General features: G+C 68.2%; 13 protein-coding genes and 1 tRNA gene. 6 read left to right on the forward strand and 8 right to left on the reverse strand.

Annotation, left to right across the window (positions count from 1 at the left end; genetic code table 11):
* The first annotated feature begins 471 nt into the window (after positions 1-471).
* From VGS97_RS24040 to VGS97_RS24050, 3 genes are all read left to right on the forward strand, one after another.
* Complete coding sequence (locus tag VGS97_RS24040; RefSeq protein WP_326855906.1) at positions 472-1,386, forward strand: ABC transporter substrate-binding protein; 915 nt, start codon at positions 472-474, stop codon at positions 1,384-1,386.
* Positions 1,370-2,407: an amino acid ABC transporter permease gene (locus tag VGS97_RS24045; protein WP_414641817.1), complete on the forward strand. Its 1,038-nt coding sequence runs from the start codon at positions 1,370-1,372 to the stop codon at positions 2,405-2,407. Before VGS97_RS24040 ends, VGS97_RS24045 begins: the two co-directional genes overlap by 17 nt.
* An 89-nt stretch (positions 2,408-2,496) precedes the next feature.
* Positions 2,497-3,270, forward strand: a complete 774-nt coding sequence (locus VGS97_RS24050; RefSeq protein WP_326855931.1) for an amino acid ABC transporter ATP-binding protein — start codon at positions 2,497-2,499, stop codon at positions 3,268-3,270.
* A 205-nt stretch (positions 3,271-3,475) separates the two neighbouring features.
* Here the strand turns inward: VGS97_RS24050 and VGS97_RS24055 are convergent, their stop codons facing one another.
* Positions 3,476-4,141 carry an ANTAR domain-containing response regulator gene (locus VGS97_RS24055; protein ID WP_326855908.1) on the reverse strand — a complete coding sequence of 222 codons (666 nt, stop codon included), beginning with the start codon at positions 4,139-4,141 and terminating at the stop codon, positions 3,476-3,478.
* Positions 4,142-4,255: 114 nt separating this feature from the next.
* Here VGS97_RS24055 and VGS97_RS24060 point away from each other — a divergent pair.
* Positions 4,256-4,338: transfer RNA gene (locus VGS97_RS24060), tRNA-Leu, on the forward strand.
* A 166-nt stretch (positions 4,339-4,504) separates the two neighbouring features.
* Positions 4,505-5,197, forward strand: a complete 693-nt coding sequence (locus VGS97_RS24065; protein WP_326855909.1) for a hypothetical protein — start codon at positions 4,505-4,507, stop codon at positions 5,195-5,197.
* Between the two features lie 84 nt (positions 5,198-5,281).
* Here VGS97_RS24065 and pyk read toward each other — a convergent pair whose 3' ends face one another.
* From pyk to VGS97_RS24095, 6 genes are all read right to left on the reverse strand, one after another.
* Entirely contained in the window at positions 5,282-6,745 is a 1,464-nt protein-coding gene (gene pyk, locus VGS97_RS24070; protein ID WP_326855910.1) for a pyruvate kinase, read from the reverse strand.
* Between the two features lie 314 nt (positions 6,746-7,059).
* A complete protein-coding gene (locus VGS97_RS24075; protein ID WP_326855911.1) occupies positions 7,060-8,538 on the reverse strand; it encodes a glutamate synthase subunit beta in 1,479 nt (492 codons plus the stop codon).
* Positions 8,531-13,123, reverse strand: coding sequence for a glutamate synthase large subunit (gene gltB, locus VGS97_RS24080; protein WP_326855912.1), 4,593 nt, complete (start codon positions 13,121-13,123; stop codon positions 8,531-8,533). Before gltB ends, VGS97_RS24075 begins: the two co-directional genes overlap by 8 nt.
* 296 nt (positions 13,124-13,419) lie before the next feature.
* Positions 13,420-14,499 (reverse strand): prolipoprotein diacylglyceryl transferase, encoded by a 1,080-nt coding sequence (lgt, locus tag VGS97_RS24085; RefSeq protein WP_326855913.1) that lies wholly within the window; start codon positions 14,497-14,499, stop codon positions 13,420-13,422.
* Positions 14,500-14,501: 2 nt separating this feature from the next.
* Entirely contained in the window at positions 14,502-15,464 is a 963-nt protein-coding gene (locus VGS97_RS24090; RefSeq protein WP_326855914.1) for a DsbA family protein, read from the reverse strand.
* Positions 15,465-15,737: 273 nt separating this feature from the next.
* Complete coding sequence (locus tag VGS97_RS24095) at positions 15,738-16,436, reverse strand: DsbA family protein (RefSeq protein WP_326855915.1); 699 nt, start codon at positions 16,434-16,436, stop codon at positions 15,738-15,740.
* A 340-nt stretch (positions 16,437-16,776) separates the two neighbouring features.
* Here VGS97_RS24095 and VGS97_RS24100 point away from each other — a divergent pair, with 340 nt between their 5' ends.
* On the forward strand, positions 16,777-17,622 hold the full coding sequence (locus tag VGS97_RS24100; protein ID WP_326855916.1) for a 2OG-Fe(II) oxygenase family protein: 846 nt from the start codon (positions 16,777-16,779) through the stop codon (positions 17,620-17,622).
* 63 nt (positions 17,623-17,685) lie between these two features.
* On the opposite strand, the gene VGS97_RS24105 is transcribed toward VGS97_RS24100, so the two are convergent.
* Positions 17,686-18,249, reverse strand: a complete 564-nt coding sequence (locus VGS97_RS24105; RefSeq protein WP_326855917.1) for a hypothetical protein — start codon at positions 18,247-18,249, stop codon at positions 17,686-17,688.
* Positions 18,250-18,528: the final 279 nt, after the last annotated feature.

The raw sequence follows: 18,528 nt of genomic DNA on the forward strand, positions 1-18,528 counted from the left end.
CCCTCGTTGGGGGCAGGGGCACCGAAGGGGAGCGTGACCCGCACGCCCGCCTCCCCGACCAAGCCTCGTAGGCGAATCCTTTGGATTTGCCGGGAAGAGTAGTGCTCCGCCTGCGGCAAGGGCAGGGGTTTGCTCGACACTTGATCGTCTCGTTATGTGAAATACGCGTGTCGCGCCGCAGCTCGACCGGGGGTTGCGCCGTTGGCCGGACACTCGGCCGCCGCTTGGTGGGCACTCGCACAGGGGGCGGTGTTCTCACCCGCGCGGAGTACGCCGTTCGAGTGGGACGATCGCGGCCGACCGCGCAGCTCGCAACGGTCCACCAAAGATCACGAAACGGATAACATCCCCTCCCACGCCTCGATCCCGTGCTCGTCCGGCAACAAGATGAACAAGGTTCTTCCGGTTGCAATATCCAAGTGAAACCATGCGGCAGCACCGTCAACCTCAGTGAAGGAAGCTGATCGACCCATGCCACAGCACATCGGGCGCCGCGCGGTCGCGGCCAGTGCTCTTCTCGCCTCCGCCGCCCTGCTCGCCGCCGGCTGCGCCAGCAACCCGGCGAGCACTCCGGCGGGAGGCTCCAGCCCGTCGGCGAGCGCCGGATCGGACCCGAAGTCGCTGGTACCCGCCGCGGTCAAGGCGAAGGGCACGCTCACCGTGGCGTCGGACGCCTCGTACGCGCCCAACGAGTTCTTCGACAAGGACGGCAAGACGATCATCGGCATGGACGCCGACCTGGCCAAGGCGCTCGGCACGGAGCTGGGCCTGAGCGTGTCGATCCAGGAGGTGACCTTCGACTCGATCATCCCGGGCATGGCGGCCGGCAAGTACGACCTGGGCATGTCCTCGTTCACCGACACCAAGCAGCGTGAGGCGACGGTCGACTTCGTGACCTACTTCTCCGCGGGCAGCTCGCTGATGGTCAAGGCGGGCAACCCGGAGAACCTCTCGACGACCGACCTGTCGCTGTGCGGCAAGGCGATGGCCGTGGAGAAGGGCACCGTGCAGGAGGGCACCGACATCCCGGCCGACACCGCGAAGTGCAAGGCGGCCGGCAAGCCCGAGGTGAAGACGCTGTCCTTCGACGACCAGAACGGCGCGAACCTGGCGCTCTCCAGCGGCCGCGCCGACGGTGTGCTGGCCGACTCACCGGTGGCGGCGTACGCGGCGCAGCAGTCCGGCGGCAAGTTCATCATCTCCGGGCAGCCGTACGGGACCGCGCCCTACGGCATCGCGATCCCCAAGGGCAACGGCATGGCCCCGGCGGTGCTCGCCGCGCTCAAGGCGCTGATGGCCAACGGCCAGTACACGCAGATCATGACCAAGTGGGGCATCCAGGCCGGCGCGATCACCAACCCGGTGATCGATGGCGCGACGAGCTGAGCTCGTGAGCGAGCAAGCAAGCGCGACGAAAGTCGCCGAGCGGGCACGGCCTGAAGCGATTCGGGCCGTGCCGGTGCGGCATCCGGGGCGGTGGGTCGCCGCCGTGGTGATCGCCGTGCTGGTGGCGATGCTGGCGCACAACCTGGCGACCAACACGAACTGGAACGGCTGGATCATCCGGCAGTACCTGTTCAACGACCAGGTCCTGCACGGCGTCGTCGCGACCCTCTGGCTGACCGTGATCGCGATGGCGGTCGGGGTCATCGGCGGGGTCCTGCTCGCGGTGATGCGACTGTCGGACAACCCGATCGTCTCGTCCTCAGCCTGGGTGTACATCTGGTTCTTCCGCGGTACCCCGGTGCTGGTCCAGCTGATCTTCTGGTTCAACATCGCGGCGCTCTTCCCGACGCTGTCGGTCGGCGTCCCCTTCGGCCCGAGCTTGCACACCTGGTCGACCAACAGCCTGATCACGCCGTTCCTGGCCTCGATCCTCGGGCTGGGGCTCAACGAGGCGGCGTACATGGCGGAGATCGTGCGGGCCGGCATCCTGGCCGTGGACGAGGGCCAGACCGAGGCGGCCAGCGCGCTCGGCATGCGCAGGCTGCTGGTCATGCGCAGGATCGTGCTGCCGCAGGCGATGCGGGTCATCATCCCGCCGACCGGCAACGAGACCATCTCGATGCTCAAGACCACCTCGCTGGTCTCCGCGACCGGCGGCTTCGACCTGCTGGTGTCGGTGCAGCGGATCTACAACGCGAACTACAAGATCATCCCGCTGCTCGTGGTGGCCTCGATCTGGTACCTGGTGGTCACGTCCATCCTGACGGTGGGCCAGTACTACCTGGAGCGTTACTACGCCCGCGGCTCGGTGCGCCAACAGCCGCCGACCCCGCCGCAGCGCCTGCGCGAGTTCGTCGCGCGCAACCTGCGGCCCCGCCACACCGTCCCAGCCATCGCACAACAGCCGGGAGCGGAACCAGGGCGAGGAGCAGCACCGGGACCAGGAGGGGGAGGCGCATGACCGCGTCAGTGCCCGAAGACGGCATCGACACGTCGCCGGAACCGCCGCCGACGAGCCCCGCAACCGCCCCCGCCACGGCCGCCCCCGCCATGACGACTCCCGTGACCCCCATGGTCGAGGCCGTGGAGGTACACAAGTCCTTCGGCCGCGTCGAGGTCCTCATGGGCATAACGCTCAAGGTCCTGCCGGGCGAGGTGATGTGCCTCATCGGCCCGTCCGGATCGGGCAAGTCGACCTTCCTGCGCTGTATAAACCATCTGGAGAAGATCAACGCAGGGCAGCTGAGCGTGGACGGCGAGCTGGTCGGCTACCGCCGGCGCGGCGACCGGCTGCACGAGCTGCCCGAGCGCGAGGTGGCCCAGCAGCGCACCGAGATCGGCATGGTCTTCCAGCGCTTCAACCTCTTCCCGCACATGACGGCGCTGGAGAACATCGTCGAAGCGCCGATCCGGGTCAAGGGCGAGTCGAAGGAGGCGGCCAGGACCCACGCGCGCGAGCTGCTGCAAAAAGTGGGCCTGGCCGACCGGTCGGGCGCGTACCCGAACCAGCTGTCCGGCGGCCAGCAGCAGCGCGTCGCGATCGCCCGGGCCCTGGCCATGCGCCCCAAGCTGATGCTCTTCGACGAGCCGACCTCAGCCCTCGACCCGGAGCTGGTAGGCGACGTCCTGGCGGTGATGCGCCGACTGGCCGACGACGGGATGACCATGATCGTCGTGACCCACGAGATGGGCTTCGCCCGCGAGGTCGGCGACTCGCTGGTCTTCATGGACGGCGGCGTGGTCGTCGAAAGCGGCAACCCACGCGAGGTGATCGGCAATCCACAGCACGAACGCACCCGCGCGTTCCTGTCCAAGGTGCTGTGACCGGTCGCCCCAACGCGAAGCCCGAAATCCAAGGCCGAAAGGGCGGACTCCAAGCGAGCCCGCCCTTTCTCACGCCGCTCGAACTGACGTGCCGACACCCGGACCCGGACCCGGACCCGGACCCGGAGCCGTCGCGCCGTTCCAGACTCCTCCAGAGCCCATCGCCGCCACCGCGCAGCAGCGCCGAACAGCCCTGTTCAGCCTTTCAGCTCTTTTTCGCCGACGATCCCGCCGCGCCCGAACTCGAACCCGAACTCGGACCACCCTCGCCCTTCGGCGCGCTCGTGCCATCCACAACGGCCTGCGCGACCTCACGCATCGTCAGCCGCCGGTCCATCGAAGTCTTCTGGATCCACCGGAACGCCTCGGGCTCGGTCATCCCGAGCTGCACCTGCAACAGCCCCTTTGCACGGTCGACCAGCTTGCGCGTCTCGAACCGGGCGGCCAGATCCGCAACCTCGTTCTCAAGCGCGCGCAGTTCCTCGTACCGCGAGGTGGCCATCTCGATCGCCGGCACGAGGTCGGCCTTCGAGAACGGCTTGACCAGGTACGCCATCGCCCCGGCGTCCCGGGCCCGCTCGACCAGCTCGCGCTGGGAGAAGGCGGTGAGCATCAACACCGGCGCGATCTTCTCCGCACCGATCCGCTCGGCCGCCGTGATCCCGTCCAACACCGGCATCTTCACGTCCAGAATCACCAGATCCGGCCGGTGCTCCGCGGCCAGCTTCACCGCCGTCTCACCGTCCCCGGCCTGCCCGACGACCTCGTACCCCTCTTCCTGGAGCATCTCGGCGAGGTCCATCCGGATCAGCGCCTCGTCCTCGGCGATCACAACCCGCTTGCGCGCCTGGCTCTTCTCGTCGGCGGTCATAGTTCGGCTGCCCCTCGTCCGTCGTGGCACTGCTCGTCCTGCGAGCCAGCTTAGTGGACCGCTTATCGCAAGGCCCGAGCGCTCCAACATCCGGTATGCTGCGTACGCAGTCGAGCGGGGTTGGCGGAATGGTAGACGCTAATGGCTCAAACCCATTTGCCCGAGAGGGCGTGCGGGTTCGACTCCCGCACCCCGCACTGCACAGCCGTTCACTCGAAGTAGTGAACGGCTGTTTACTTTGCACCCCAGAGCGGCGGGGTCCATGACGATCAAGATATGGGACTTTCCACATACGGGCCACCAGTCCGAATAAATGCCATAAGTCTTCTCCGCCAAGGCTTCCGGAATCACACCGTCGCCTCGATGCTCGGCGTGCCACGCGGCACGATCGGCGCCTGGAAGTTCAACGACCGTCAGCGGTATCCGGATGCGTATCCTCCAACACCGTGGAACTCGTGCCCCGCATGCCACAGCTTCGAGGTGAACGAGCAGCCGTACTCCTACCTGCTCGGCCTCTATCTTGGCGACGGGCACATCGTCCACAAGCACAAGCAGCACACGCTCTCCATCTCCTGTGCAGATGCCTGGCCTGGGCTCATTGATGCCGCCGAAGCAGCGATGCGCGATGTGATGCCGGGCGTGACCACCAGCCGTGTCCAACGAACGGGCTGCACCGACGTCAAGTCGTACTCGGAGCACTGGATCTGCATGTTCCCGCAGCACGGTCCGGGCAGGAAGCACGAGCGGCCGATCGTGCTCGAAGAGTGGCAGGAGTTCGTCCTCGATGCGTACCCGGAAGAATTCATTCGTGGGCTGATTCACTCGGATGGCTGCCGGGTCATGAACTGGACCACGCGCACGGTTGCAGGCACGTCAAAACGCTACGACTACCCGCGATACCACTTCACGAATGAGAGTGAGGACATCAGGAACCTCTTCAAGGACACGCTCGACGCGCTTGGGATCGAGTGGCGCTACAACAAGCGGAACACGATATCGGTCGCGCGGCGGGAGTCGGTAGCGGCGCTCGATGAGTTCGTGGGGCCGAAGTACTAGGGTGCGACCAAAGGTCGGGCGGGCCAGATCGATTCGGATCTGGCCCGCCCGACGGCGAACTACGCGCGATGTGCCTCGGCTTGGTCAGCTCTGCCGGTAGGCGGGGGCCGCGCCGGTGACGGCGTCGCCGACGCGGTGGACGCGGACGGCGTTGGTGGAGCCGGGGATGCCGGGCGGGGAGCCGGCCGTGATGATGATCAGGTCGCCGGGCTGGCAGCGGCCGATCTTCAGCAGGGCCTGGTCGACCTGGATGACCATCTCGTCGGTGCTGCCGACCTCGTCGCCGATGAACGTCTCGACGCCCCACGTGAGGGCGAGCTGGGAGCGGACGATCGGCTCGGGGGTGAACGCGAGGACCGGGATCGGCGAGCGGTAGCGGGCCAGGCGGCGTGCGGTGTCGCCGCTCTTGGTGAACGCGACCAGATAGCTCGCGCTGAGGTAGTCGCCCAGCTCCGCCGCGGCCCTTGCCACGGCGCCGCCCTTGGTGCGGGGCTTGGAGATCGCCTGGGGCAGGCCCTTCTTCAGGACCTCCTCCTCGACCGCGCAGATGATCCTGGCCATGGTCTGCACCGTCTCGACGGCGTACTCGCCGACCGAGGTCTCGGCGGAGAGCATGACCGCGTCGGCACCGTCGAAGACCGCGTTGGCCACGTCGGAGGCCTCGGCGCGGGTGGGGCGGGAGGCGCTGATCATCGAGTCCAGCATCTGGGTGGCCACGATGACCGGCTTCGCCATCCGCCGGCACATGGTGACCAGCTTCTTCTGCACCAGCGGGACCTGTTCCAGCGGCATCTCCACGCCGAGGTCGCCGCGGGCGACCATGACCCCGTCGAAGGCGTCGACGATCTCGTCGAGATGCTCGACCGCCTGCGGCTTCTCCACCTTGGCGATGACCGGCAGCCGCACGCCGATCTCGTCCATCACCGCGTGCACGTCGTCGATGTCCTTGGCGCTGCGCACGAAGGACAGCGCGATCATGTCGGCGCGCACCCCGGAGTCGTTCTCGCCGAGCGCCCAGCGCAGGTCCGCCACGTCCTTCTCGGACAGCGCCGGCACCGAGACCGCGACCCCGGGCAGGTTGATGCCCTTCTTGTCGGAGACCTTGCCGCCCTCGACGGTCGTGCAGACCACCCGGGGGCCGTCGATCTCGACCACGTCGAGCGCGACCCGGCCGTCGTCGATCAGGATCCGGTCGCCGGGCTGGCAGTCCCCGGCCAGGCCCTTGTACGTGGTGGAGCAGATCTCCTGGTTGCCCGGCACGTTCTCGGTGGTGATCGTGAAGCGGTCGCCGCGGCGCAGCTTGACGGGACCGTCGGCGAAGGTGCCGAGCCGGATCTTCGGACCCTGAAGGTCGACGAGGATGCCGACGGCCTTGCCCGCTTCGTCCGCGGCTGCGCGCAGATTGAAGTACCGGGTCTCGTGCTCGGCGTAAGAACCATGCGAAAGGTTCAGCCGGCCGATGTCGAGTCCGGCGGCGACCAAAGCCTTGAGCTGCTCCGGCGTCTCGGCCGAAGGCCCGAGAGTACAGACGATTTTCGCGCGACGCATGAAAGCGACCTTATCCCTTACCGAGCGGTAACAAGTCCCTAACGGGGCTCATTCGTGATGTAGCGCCGAATGCGCGCACCATCCGGGCTGACGTGGTCCGTCGTGTGTATGCAGCCGCCATGGTACCCACGCTGGTTGAACGGAAGTTGGCCGCCCACCTGAAGCTTTGGTGGGCGGCCGGTCAAGCCGAGGGGGCGGCTTAGAGCGCGAAGAGGGCGCGTGGACACGGCACGAACCGACGCGGCACGGCGCCTACTTGCGCGAAACGGATCAACTGTCTCATTCAGTCGGGTAGCCGCCGGGGCGCGATGTGATCAAACGACCAGTGGACGGACGGTTGGGCCGATGGCGGTGGGCAGGGCGGAGACCCCGGCCAGGTACCGGTCCACTGCGGCGGCGGCGGAACGGCCCTCGGCGATGGCCCAGACGATCAGCGACTGGCCGCGTCCGGCGTCTCCGGCCACGAACACGTTCTCCACGTTGGTGCGGTAGTCCGCGTCACGCTTGATGTTGCCGCGCTGGTCGAGCTCCAGGCCGAGCTGTCCGACCAGGCCGTTGTCCTGTTCCGGGCCGGTGAAGCCCATGGCGAGCAGCACCAGCTGGGCCGGGATCTCGCGCTCGGTGCCGGGGACCGGGTTGAACCGGCCGTTCTCGAAGACGACCTCGGTGAGCTTGAGCGCCCGGACGTTGCCGTTCTCGTCGCCTAGAAACTCGGTCGTGTTGACGGCGTAGACGCGCTCGCCCCCGTCTTTCAATGCAGACAGTTCCTCATGTGCCGAGGAGACGCGGTAGGTCATGGGGTAGGTAGGCCAGGGCTGGTTGCCCGGACGCTCGTCGCTCGGGCGGGGCATGATCTCCAGCTGGGTGACGCTCGCGGCACGCTGACGGGTCGCGGTGCCGAGGCAGTCCGCGCCGGTGTCTCCGCCGCCGATGATGACGACGTGCTTGCCCTCGGCGGTGATGGGCGACGTGACGTAGTCGCCCTCGACGACCTTGTTCGCGAGCGGGAGGTATTCCATGGCCTGGTGGATGCCGCGCAGCGGCCGGCCGGGGATCGGCAGGTCGCGGGCCTTTGTGGCGCCGACGGCGAGCACGATCGCGTCGTAGCGGTCGCGCAGTGCGGAGGCGAGGATGTCCTGGCCGATCGCGACGCCGGTGCGGAACTTGGTGCCCTCGGCGCGCATCTGCTCGATGCGCCGGTTCAGGTGCCGCTTCTCCATCTTGAACTCGGGGATGCCGTAGCGCAGCAGGCCGCCGATGCGGTCGGCGCGCTCGTACACGGCGACCGTGTGGCCGGCGCGGGTGAGCTGCTGCGCGGCGGCCAGGCCGGAGGGGCCGGAGCCGACGACGGCGACCGTCTTGCCGGAGTGCCGCTCCGGGGCCTGCGGGGTGACCAGGCCGTCGTCCCAGGCCCGGTCGATGATGGAGACCTCGACGTTCTTGATGGTGACGGCCGGCTGGTTGATGCCAAGGACGCAGGCAGTCTCGCACGGGGCCGGGCAGAGCCGGCCGGTGAACTCGGGGAAGTTGTTGGTGGCGTGCAGCCGCTCGATCGCGGCGGCCCAGTCGCCGCGCCAGACCAGGTCGTTCCACTCCGGGATGAGGTTGCCGAGCGGGCAGCCGTGATGGCAGAACGGGATGCCGCAGTCCATGCAGCGCCCGGCCTGCTTCTCGATGATCGGCAGCAGGGCCCGCTCGGGGTAGACCTCCTTCCAGTCGCCGACGCGCTCGGCGACCGGACGGCGGACGGGGTGCTGGACTCCCGTGGTCATGAAGCCACGCGGGTCAGCCATGTGCGGCCTCCATGATCTTGTCGAGGGTCTCCTGCTCGGAGAGCCCGGACCGCTCGGCGGCTGCCCTGGCGCCCAGCACTCGCTTGTAGTCGATCGGCATGATCTTCGCGAAGCGGGCGATCGAGCCCGCCCAGTCGGCCAGCAGCACCGCGGCGACCTGCGAGCCGGTCTCCTCGAAGTGCCGCTTGACGGTGTCCTGAAGGAAGGCCCGGTCGGCCGCGTCGAGCGCCTCGACGGCGACCATCTCGGGGTTGACCCGGGCGACCTTCAGGTCGAGGACGTACGCCACGCCGCCGGACATGCCGGCGGCGAAGTTGCGGCCGTGCTCGCCGAGGATGACCACGCGTCCGCCGGTCATGTACTCGCAGGCGTGGTCGCCCACGCCCTCGACGACGAAGGTGGCCCCGGAGTTGCGCACGGCGAAGCGCTCGCCGACGACGCCGGAGATGAACACCTCGCCACTGGTCGCGCCGTAGCCGATCACGTTGCCGGCGATGATGTTCTTCGCCGCGTCGAAGGCCGCGGCCCGGTTCGGCCGCACGATGATCCGGCCGCCGGACAGGCCCTTGCCGAGGTAGTCGTTGGCGTCGCCCTCCAGCCTCAGCGTGATGCCGCGCGGCACGAACGCGCCGAAGGACTGGCCGGCCGAGCCGGTCAGGGTGACGTCGATGGTGTCGTCGGGCAGTCCGGCGCCGCCGTACTTCTTGGTGACCTCGTGCCCGAGCATGGTGCCGACGGTACGGTTGACGTTGCGGATCGGCAGCGCGATGCGCACCGGGGTGGCGTCTTCCAGCGCGTCGCGGGCCAGCGCGATCAGCTCGTTGTCCAGCGCCTTGGACAGGCCGTGGTCCTGCGCGACGGTGCGGTGCAGAGCCGCGCCCTCGGGCAGGAACGGCTGGTAGAGCACCGGGGTCAGGTCGAGGCCCGCGGCCTTCCAGTGCTCGACCGCGGCGGCCGGGTCGATCAGCTCGACGCGGCCGACCGCCTCCGCCAGGGTGCGGAAACCGAGCGCGGCCAGGTGCTCACGCACCTCCTGCGCGATGAACTCGAAGAAGTTGACCACGAACTCCGGCTTCCCGGTGAACCGGGCACGCAGCTCGGGGTTCTGCGTCGCTACGCCGACCGGGCAGGTGTCCAGGTGGCACACGCGCATCATCACGCAGCCGGAGACCACCAGCGGCGCGGTGGCGAAGCCATACTCCTCGGCGCCGAGCAGGGCCGCGACGACGACGTCGCGTCCGGTCTTGAGCTGGCCGTCGGTCTGCACCACGATCCGGTCGCGCAGGCCGTTGAGCAGCAGCGTCTGCTGCGTCTCGGCGAGGCCCAGCTCCCACGGCGCGCCGGCGTGCTTGAGCGAGGTGAGCGGGGCCGCGCCGGTGCCGCCGTCGTGGCCTGAGATGAGCACCACGTCGGCGTGCGCCTTGGAAACGCCCGCGGCGACCGTGCCGACGCCGACCTCGGAGACCAGCTTGACGTGCACGCGGGCCGCGGGGTTGGCGTTCTTCAGATCGTGGATCAGCTGTGCCAGGTCCTCGATCGAGTAGATGTCGTGGTGCGGCGGCGGGGAGATCAGGCCCACGCCGGGGGTGGAGTGCCGGGTGCGGGCGACCCAGGGGTAGACCTTGTGGCCGGGCAGCTGGCCGCCCTCGCCGGGCTTCGCGCCCTGCGCCATCTTGATCTGGAGGTCGTCGGCGTTGGTCAGGTACTCGCTGGTGACGCCGAAGCGGCCGGACGCGACCTGCTTGACCGCCGAGCGGCGCTCGGGGTCGTACAGGCGCTCGGGGTCCTCGCCGCCCTCGCCGGTGTTCGACTTGGCGCCCAGCCGGTTCATCGCGATCGCGAGGTTCTGGTGCGCCTCAAGGGAGATCGAGCCATAGGACATGGCGCCGGTGGAGAAGCGCTTGACGATCTGAGAGACCGGCTCGACCTCGTCGATCGGGATCGGCGTGCGCGCGTTGCCCTCGGTGCCTGCCTGCTTGAGGGTGAACAGGCCGCGCAGCGTCATCAGCCGTTCGGACTGCTCATTCACTCGGCCGGTGTACTGCTTGAAGATGTCGTACCGGCGCTCGCGGGTGGCGTGCTGGAGCCGGAAGACGGTTTCCGGGTCGAACAGGTGCGGCTCGCCCTCGCGCCGCCACTGGTACTCGCCGCCGATCTCCAGGCGGCGGTGCGCGGGCCGGGTGGTGCTGCGCGGGTAGGCGCGCAGGTGCCGCTGGGCGACCTCCTCGGCGATCTCGTGCAGGCCGATGCCGCCGAGCTTGGTGACGGTCCCGGTGAAGTACTCGTCCACCAGCTCCTGGCCCAGGCCCAGCGCCTCGAAGACCTGGGCGCCGCGGTACGAGGCGACGGTGGAGATGCCCATCTTGGACATCACCTTGAGCACGCCCTTGCCCAGCGCCTTGATCAGGTTCCTGATCGCCTTCTCGGCCGGGACCTCGACGAAGACCCCCGCGTTGGCCAGGTCCTCGACGCTCTCCATGGCCAGGTACGGGTTGACCGCGGCGGCGCCGTAGCCGATCAGCAGCGCGACGTGGTGCACCTCGCGCACGTCGCCGGCCTCGACCAGCAGCGCGGTGTGCGTGCGGGTCTTCTCCCGGATCAGGTGGTGGTGCACGGCCGAGGTGAGCAGCAGCGAGGGGATCGGGGCGTGCTCGGCGTCCGAGTGCCGGTCGGAGAGCACGACGATGCGCGCGCCGCCCTCGATCGCGGCGGAGACCTCGGCGTTGATCTCGGCGAGGCGGTCGCGCAGCGCGGCACCACCGCCGGCGACCTTGTAGAGGCCGGAGACGGTGACCGCGCGCAGGCCCGGCAGGTCGCCGTCGGCGTTGATGTGGATGAGCTTGGCCAGCTCGTCGTTGTCGATGACCGGGAACGGCAGCTCCACCTGGCGGCAGGCGGCCGGGGAGGTGGCCAGCAGGTTGTCCTCGGGACCGATGGCGGTGCTCAGGCTGGTGACCAGCTCCTCGCGGATGGCGTCCAGCGGCGGGTTGGTCACCTGCGCGAACAGCTGGGCGAAGTAGTCGAACAGCAGCCGGGGCCGGGTGGAGAACACCGCGATCGGGGTGTCAGAGCCCATCGACCCGATCGGCTCGGTGCCGGCCTTGGCCATCGGGGCGAGCAGGACGCGCAGTTCCTCCTCGGTGTAGCCGAAGGTCTGCTGACGACGCACCACGGAGGCGTGCGTGTGCACGATGTGCTCGCGCTCGGGCAGTTGCTCCAGGTGGATCAGGCCGGCGTGCAGCCATTCCTGGTAGGGGTGCGCGGCGGCGAGGGAGGCCTTGACCTCCTCGTCCTCGACGATGCGGTGCTGCGCGGTGTCGACGAGGAACATCCGGCCGGGCTGGAGCCGGCCCTTGCGCACCACCTTCGCCTGGTCGATGTCGAGCACGCCGACCTCGGAGGCGAGCACCACCAGGCCGTCGTCGGTGACCCAGTAGCGGGAGGGGCGCAGGCCGTTGCGGTCGAGCACGGCGCCGATGAGCGAGCCGTCGGTGAAGGTGATGGCCGCCGGACCGTCCCACGGCTCCATCTGACAGGAGTGGTAGTGGTAGAAGGCCCGCTTGGCCTGGTCCATCTCGGTGTGGTTCTCCCAGGCCTCCGGGATCATCATCAGCACCGCGTGCGGCAGCGAGCGGCCGGCCAGGTGCAGCAGTTCCAGCACCTCGTCGAAGGTGGCCGAGTCGCTGGCGCCGGGGGTGGCCACCGGGAAGATCCGGTCGAGCGGGCCCTTGAACGCGTCGGTGGACAGCTGCGACTCGCGGGCACGCATCCAGTTGCGGTTGCCCTGCACGGTGTTGATCTCGCCGTTGTGCGCGACGAAGCGGTAGGGGTGCGCCAGCGGCCAGGCCGGGAAGGTGTTGGTGGAGAACCGGGAGTGGATCAGCGCGATGGCGCTGGCGAAGCCGCGGTCGGACAGGTCCGGGAAGAACGGTTCGAGCTGCCCGGTGGTCAGCATGCCCTTGTAGACGAGGGTGCGTGCGGACAGCGAGGGGAAGTAGGCGTCGCTGTCGTGCTCCACCCGCTTGCGCAGCACGAAGGCCAGCCGGTCCAGTTCGATGCCCGACTCGCCGTTCGCTCCGGCGAGGAACAGCTGGCGGAAGCGCGGCATCACCGCGCGCGCGGTGGCGCCGAGGATGTCGGGCGTGGTCGGCACGTAGCGCCAGCCGAGGACTTCGAGCCCTTCCTCGGCGGCGACGGCGGCGACCGTGTCGTAGGCCTGGAGCTCGACCTCGTCGTTGTTCGGGATGAAGGCGAGCCCGACGGCGTACGAGCCGGCCGGGGGCAGTTCGAAGTCGACGACCGTACGCAGGAACGCGTCGGGCACCTGGACCAGGATCCCGGCTCCGTCGCCGGAGTCGACCTCGGCACCGGAGGCGCCGCGGTGTTCGAGGTTGCGCAGCGCGGTAAGCGCCTGTTCGACGATGGTGTGGCTGGCCGCCCCGGTGAGCGTCGCGACGAAGGCGACACCGCACGAGTCCTTCTCGGCCCGCGGATCGTAAAGGCCCTGAGCCGAGGGGATGCCGCTGTGCAGAGCCGAGTTCGACCGGTTCTCCGCAGCCGGGCGATGGGGGGCCGCTTGGGACATCAGGTCCTCCATGGTCGTCGTGAATGTCCGCGCCTGAATGCGCGCACAAGGGACGACACTGGCCCTGCCGCGGTGGCTTTGAGGTTACACGATGGATCAAGCGTCCGTCAGTAGAGAATCCATGATCTCATATTCTGGACAAAGCCTCGTTGACCTGCGGTTGGAGCGCGCACCACCTTGTTTTCCCCGTGTTGCGCCCCCTTCACGCCTCCGGCGTGAGAGTCGCGTCACAACATGCCGAACGGGCGCGCCCCGCTCCGGGTGCGCGCCCGTTCGCCCTGCTCCGCGGGATACGGCTACGATCCGCCCGACTCGCCGCCGCGCGCGGCCGCGCCGGGGGCGGCTTCGGCGCGGCGTGCATCGTCCCGCTCCGGTTCTTCCCCTCGCTGTTCGCCGTCGTTCGCCGCCGCGTCATCCTCGACCGGTACGCCGTCGTCGCCCTCACCCTTGCCCTCAGTCTTCGCCGCGGCCGCTGCCGCGCCGGGCTGGTAGGGCTGGAAGTGCGGCCAGTACAGCTCTTCGGCCGTCTCGCGGCCGGGGTGTCGCCGTGCGCTGATGACCAGGTAGAGCAGCGCGGTGAGACCGACCAGGATCGATGCCCAGTCATTGATCCGCAGGCCCAGGACGACGTGCGCGTAGTCGCTGCGCAGGTGCTCGATCCAGCCGCGGCCGAGGGTGTAGCCGAGCACGTAGAGGGCGAACACGCGGCCGTGGCCGAGCTTGAATCTGCGGTCGGCCCAGATGACCAGGAAGCCGATCAGCAGGTCCCAGATCGACTCGTAGAGGAAGGTCGGCTGGAAGTGGCCGGCGACGGTGGTGGTGCCGGGGATGCCGGAGCACGGTGTGGCGTTGCGGTCCGCGTCCGTGCAGTGGATCGTCAGACCCCACGGTTTGCTGGTCGGGTCGCCGTAGAGTTCGTTGTTGAACCAGTTGCCCCACCGGCCCAGCGCCTGCGCGAAGATGATGCCCGGCGCGATGGAGTCGGCGATCGGCGGGAGCTTGACCCCGCGCCGCCGGGCCCCGATCCAGGCGCCGACCGCGCCGAGGGCGATGGCGCCCCAGATGCCAAGGCCGCCGTCCCAGATGTAGAACATCCGGACCCAGTCCCGGCCCGAGGTGAAGTAGAGCTCGTAGTCGGTGACGACGTGGTAGAGCCGGCCGCCGACCAGGCCGAAGGGCACGGCCCAGATCGAGATGTCCGTGATGATGTTCGGCTCGCCGCCGCGGGCGCGCCAACGCCGCTCGCCGAGCCAGACCGCGACCACGATGCCGGCGATGATGGCGAGCGCGTAGAAGCGGATCGGGAACGGTCCGAGCTTGATCTGCGCGGTGGTCGGGCTTGGTAAATAAGCGAGCAGATGCGTGGACGGGGTCATGATCAGCTCGCAGACGGACTCGGTGACGGTGACGCGGATGCTGATGCGGACGCGCCTGCACTGGCACTGGCAGCGGCGCTGGTACTGGCAGCAGCACTGGAACTCGGGCCGGCGCTGCCGCTGGCCTTGGCGCTGCCGCTGACGCTGGCGCTCGGCGAGGCGCTGGGTCCGGCCAGCTTGTCGATCGCGGCGATGAAGGCGGCCTGCGCATCGGTGGCGGTGGACCCGCCGGGCAGGCTGAAGGCCGAGCCGTTGGCGTAGAACGTGGGCGTGGCCGGCTTGTTGTTGGTGATCTTGTTCAGGTCCGCGTAGTTCTCCCGCATCCAGCCGAAGTACTTGTGCGAGTTCACACAGGTCTCGAAGGTCTTGGTGTCAAGGCCCGGGACCTGCTTGGCCAGCGCGATCAGCGTGGCGTCCGAGGCGAAGGAGTCGGTGCCCTCGTCCGGCTGGTTCGTGAAGACGATGTCGTGGTAGGCCTCGAACTTCCCGGCGTCCTGCGCGCAGCCGAAGGCGTTGCCCGCGTGCAGCGAGCCGCTGCCGCTCGTGTTCTCGTCGATCAGGGTGACCGGGTGGATCAGCAGTTCGAGCGTGCCGTTCTGGATCAGCTGCTTGTAGGCCGGGGTGTAGGTGGTCTCGTACGACTTGCAGTTGGAGCAGCGCGCGTCCTCGTACACGGTCAGCTTGACCTTGGCGCTCGAGTCGCCGAGCGGGATGGCCATGCCGTCCGCGGCGGCCACCCCGCCGGTGGTGTCGGCGACCGCGCCCACGGGCACCTGCGTGGGCGTCTTGGGCAGCAGCGCGTTCTGCACGGCCAGCCCGACGATGGCGGCGATGATCACGACGCCGAAGACGGAGCCGTTCACGCTGTACAGCCGCTTGCGGCGTGTCCGCTGCGCTTGTTCGAACCGCAGCTGCGCGGTGCGTTCGCGAGCGAGCTCCTTGCCTAGCCTGTTAGCCTTGCTCATCGTCGGCGGTCCACTTCCAGGTCGGTCGCGAGTGCGGTGGGCGCGGCCCGCTCGCGCCCATGCCGAGGGCACGCTGGACAAAGCCGCTGCCGCATCCTATTCGCGCCGCCCCGCCGTGCCACCCTCCCCCCGGCCAGATCTCGGCGAATTCATGGCGTCACGTAACCGTCTCGTAACCTAAGCGGGCCGGAAAGCCCCGAATCGACCCTGTGTCCGTGGACTGCGATCCACTGACCAGCGGATCAGCGAGCAGTGACGAGCAGCGCCAAGTCCTCAGCCCGCGGTGGCGAGCGCGGAGTCGAGCGCGGCCTTGAAAGCTTCCTGCTGATAGGCGGCGGGCTGCATGGTCATCTTGAACTGAGTGCCGTTGATCGCGTAGTACGGCGTGGACACCGAGCCCTTCAGCAGCGCGTTCAGCGCGTCATAGTTCCGCCGAACCCACGAGCCGTGCGTGCCACGAGCAACGCATGAACGGAAGGTGTCCGTGTCCAGGCCGGGGACCTGTGCGGCCAAACCAATCAGGGCGGCGTTGGAGCCGTAGGCGTCGTTCGTCTCCTCCGGCTGGTTGGCGTACAGCAGGTCGTGATACGCCTCGAACTTCCCGGCATCCTGCGCGCACGCCCCGGCGTTGCCCGCACGAATCGACCCGGTGCCGCCAAGATTGCGATCAAGCAGGTCGACCAGGTGGTACTGCACCTTGATCTTGCCCGCCTGCGCGTACGCCTTGTACGTGTTCTCGAACGTGGCCTCCGCTCTCAGGCAGTACGGGCAGCGGAAGTCCTCGTACACGGTGAGCGTGACCTTCGCAGCCTGAGACGCACCGTACGGAATCGCCGCACCCCCATCGCCCACTGCGTCCCCATACCCCACCGCCCCGGACGGCACGACGAGCGGCCCCTTGCCGAGTGCGGCATCCGCGCCAGCCCGGCTCTGCTGAACCAGCACGCCGATCCCCGCCACCGCAGCGATCACGGCCAGCACTCCCCCGCCGATCAGGAACTGCCGCCGACGCCGTTGCGCGGCAAGCTGCGCATGTCGTAGCTGCGCAACTCTCTTGCTCCGGGGCGCAGCGTTCTGTACCGGGCTTCCTGTCTGCGCAGCCGGACCGACCGGTTCTTGATCGATGCCGTCCAGGGTCGCGCTTCCCCGCGTCGGACGCTTCGGCCCGCTCTGATCCACCATGGCGGACATAATCGCGCGAAATGAAGCGAGGTTGTCGCTTTGACGCGCGCACGAGCCATTCCGCCGGTTCGTCCGATCATCGTAACGATCGTGTTGGCGTGTCGCGCCGAATTCAATAGTATGCGGGTCCATGACCGCACATTCGGAATATATTGGATCTTCGACGACCGCAGTGCTCGCCCAGATTCTCGACCAGGGATTTGCGCGCGTCCGCTTGAAGCACTCGGCCGCGCAGCGGCTGGCGACTCTGTACCGGGCCGCGACGGATTTCTTCGCGCTCGAACCGGGCGCCAAACTGAGATACGGCGTCCCCAACCGCAGCACCGGATACCGCCCGCACGCCTACGCCCATGCCGGCGATCCAGACCGCCCTGACCTCAACGACTCCTTCCTGTATTGGCCGCAGCGCCCCAAGACTCCGCCGAACAGCGACGAGATCACCGGCTTCCTCGCCGCCGCCGAGGCTTACCGCCGCATCGCCGCCGAGATCACCCGTGTCCTGCTCACCGAGCTGCGCGATCGGTACGACTACCAGCACGAGCTGCCGTTCGAGAACGCATCCGTGCTGCAAATCAACAACTTCGGCCGGACCACGGACGAGGAGTTGCTACAGCAGCCGCACGAGGACGCCGTCTTCCTCACCGTCATCTGGGCGAGCGCCAAGGGGCTTGAGGCGGTCTTCGAGGATCGCGGCGAGCAACTGCCGCTGGAGTTCCCGGAGGATGAGGTCATCGTCATGCCAGGCAGTGTGATGACCGCAATGACCGGTGGCGAAATCCCACCGCTGTTCCATCTGGCGCGAAATCACGGAATCACCGGCCGTAAATCCATCATGTATTTCATGAGCCCGGACGCCCATACGCGGATCGAGCCGTTCCTCATGAATGAGTACAATAAGGAGAAGGACATCCGCGAACTCATCCTCAACAATCCGCAATCATATTTCGGTCTCGCCGAGGATTTTGTGACCAACTGATCATCGAACAACGCGCGAACCTGGTCGCTTCACGGCGATTATCCTGCGCGACGTCTATGCGTGCTACGGGCTGCGGATACCGGAGGGATTCTCTCGATGTATCCGCAGCCCGCGGGCCGTCGCAATCGGGTCTCCAGGACGCAGTCCCTCGCCGTCGCCGGGCCGCGCGGCCCCGGTGACGATGGGAGGCCCGGACACAGCACGCGACGCGTGTCGCAGGAGTCGGCGCCTGCGGCGGCGACCCGGCGCCGACGGCGACACCGACGAACGCACCTGGATGAGGATACTGATCTCATCGGTCGGTTGCGCGAGCACGACTGCGCGCACCTGAGGGTCTCGGGCGGACGCGTCCCGGCGCGCGCCCCGGTCCTTGGCGGACCGCTCCAGCCGGATCGCCCACAAGGAACCGACGAGCAGAAACACGCCGGCCAGTGCGCGGGCGACCCACGCTGTGGCCACCACAGCCACGGTGACGCCGGTCACGACCGGAAACACCTGCACCAGCTGCAATACGAGCGAGTAGTGGTCGATCGCGTTCGCGCGGCGCTCGGCCCGGCCCGCAGTGTCCGAGCCGTCGGTCGTGACGTGTTCGGCAGAACGACGGCGCAGCAGAAGCCTGATACTCATCGCGACGATCACCCTCTCCCGGCTTGCCATCCCTGCGGACCGACATCGAGCCCTGCTTCATCCGGCCGCCGCACGGCACACCGGGCGGCCGATTCCATGAGTTTGACGAATACCGTGAATAAGAAGGCGATTCCAGACACCGGAATCCGGTACCGCCGCAATTCGGCGCATACCCGGACCGTCTCGACACGCTCGCCCTCGCTCGACGTTATACCCGGTGGTGACGACTGGACAAGCAGCAGAACTCGTATGACTATTTGAGAAACTATCTCAGCTAAC

It is taken from the genome of Actinocrinis sp. (genome assembly GCF_035946395.1).
Taxonomy (GTDB): Bacteria; Actinomycetota; Actinomycetes; order Streptomycetales; family Catenulisporaceae; genus Actinocrinis.

What these genes read in the sequence shown, in the direction of transcription:
- VGS97_RS24050 (WP_326855931.1), top strand. Translation starts at nt 2,497, where the DNA reads ATGACGACTCCCGTGACCCCCATGGTCGAGGCCGTGGAGGTACACAAG.
- VGS97_RS24090 (WP_326855914.1), bottom strand. Translation starts at nt 15,464, where the DNA reads ATGAGCAAGGCTAACAGGCTAGGCAAGGAGCTCGCTCGCGAACGCACC.
- VGS97_RS24055 (WP_326855908.1), bottom strand. Translation starts at nt 4,141, where the DNA reads ATGACCGCCGACGAGAAGAGCCAGGCGCGCAAGCGGGTTGTGATCGCC.
- gltB (WP_326855912.1), bottom strand. Translation starts at nt 13,123, where the DNA reads ATGTCCCAAGCGGCCCCCCATCGCCCGGCTGCGGAGAACCGGTCGAAC.
- pyk (WP_326855910.1), bottom strand. Translation starts at nt 6,745, where the DNA reads ATGCGTCGCGCGAAAATCGTCTGTACTCTCGGGCCTTCGGCCGAGACG.
- VGS97_RS24105 (WP_326855917.1), bottom strand. Translation starts at nt 18,249, where the DNA reads ATGAGTATCAGGCTTCTGCTGCGCCGTCGTTCTGCCGAACACGTCACG.
- lgt (WP_326855913.1), bottom strand. Translation starts at nt 14,499, where the DNA reads ATGACCCCGTCCACGCATCTGCTCGCTTATTTACCAAGCCCGACCACC.
- VGS97_RS24045 (WP_414641817.1), top strand. Translation starts at nt 1,370, where the DNA reads ATGGCGCGACGAGCTGAGCTCGTGAGCGAGCAAGCAAGCGCGACGAAA.
- VGS97_RS24040 (WP_326855906.1), top strand. Translation starts at nt 472, where the DNA reads ATGCCACAGCACATCGGGCGCCGCGCGGTCGCGGCCAGTGCTCTTCTC.
- VGS97_RS24065 (WP_326855909.1), top strand. Translation starts at nt 4,505, where the DNA reads ATGCTCGGCGTGCCACGCGGCACGATCGGCGCCTGGAAGTTCAACGAC.
- VGS97_RS24100 (WP_326855916.1), top strand. Translation starts at nt 16,777, where the DNA reads ATGACCGCACATTCGGAATATATTGGATCTTCGACGACCGCAGTGCTC.
- VGS97_RS24075 (WP_326855911.1), bottom strand. Translation starts at nt 8,538, where the DNA reads ATGGCTGACCCGCGTGGCTTCATGACCACGGGAGTCCAGCACCCCGTC.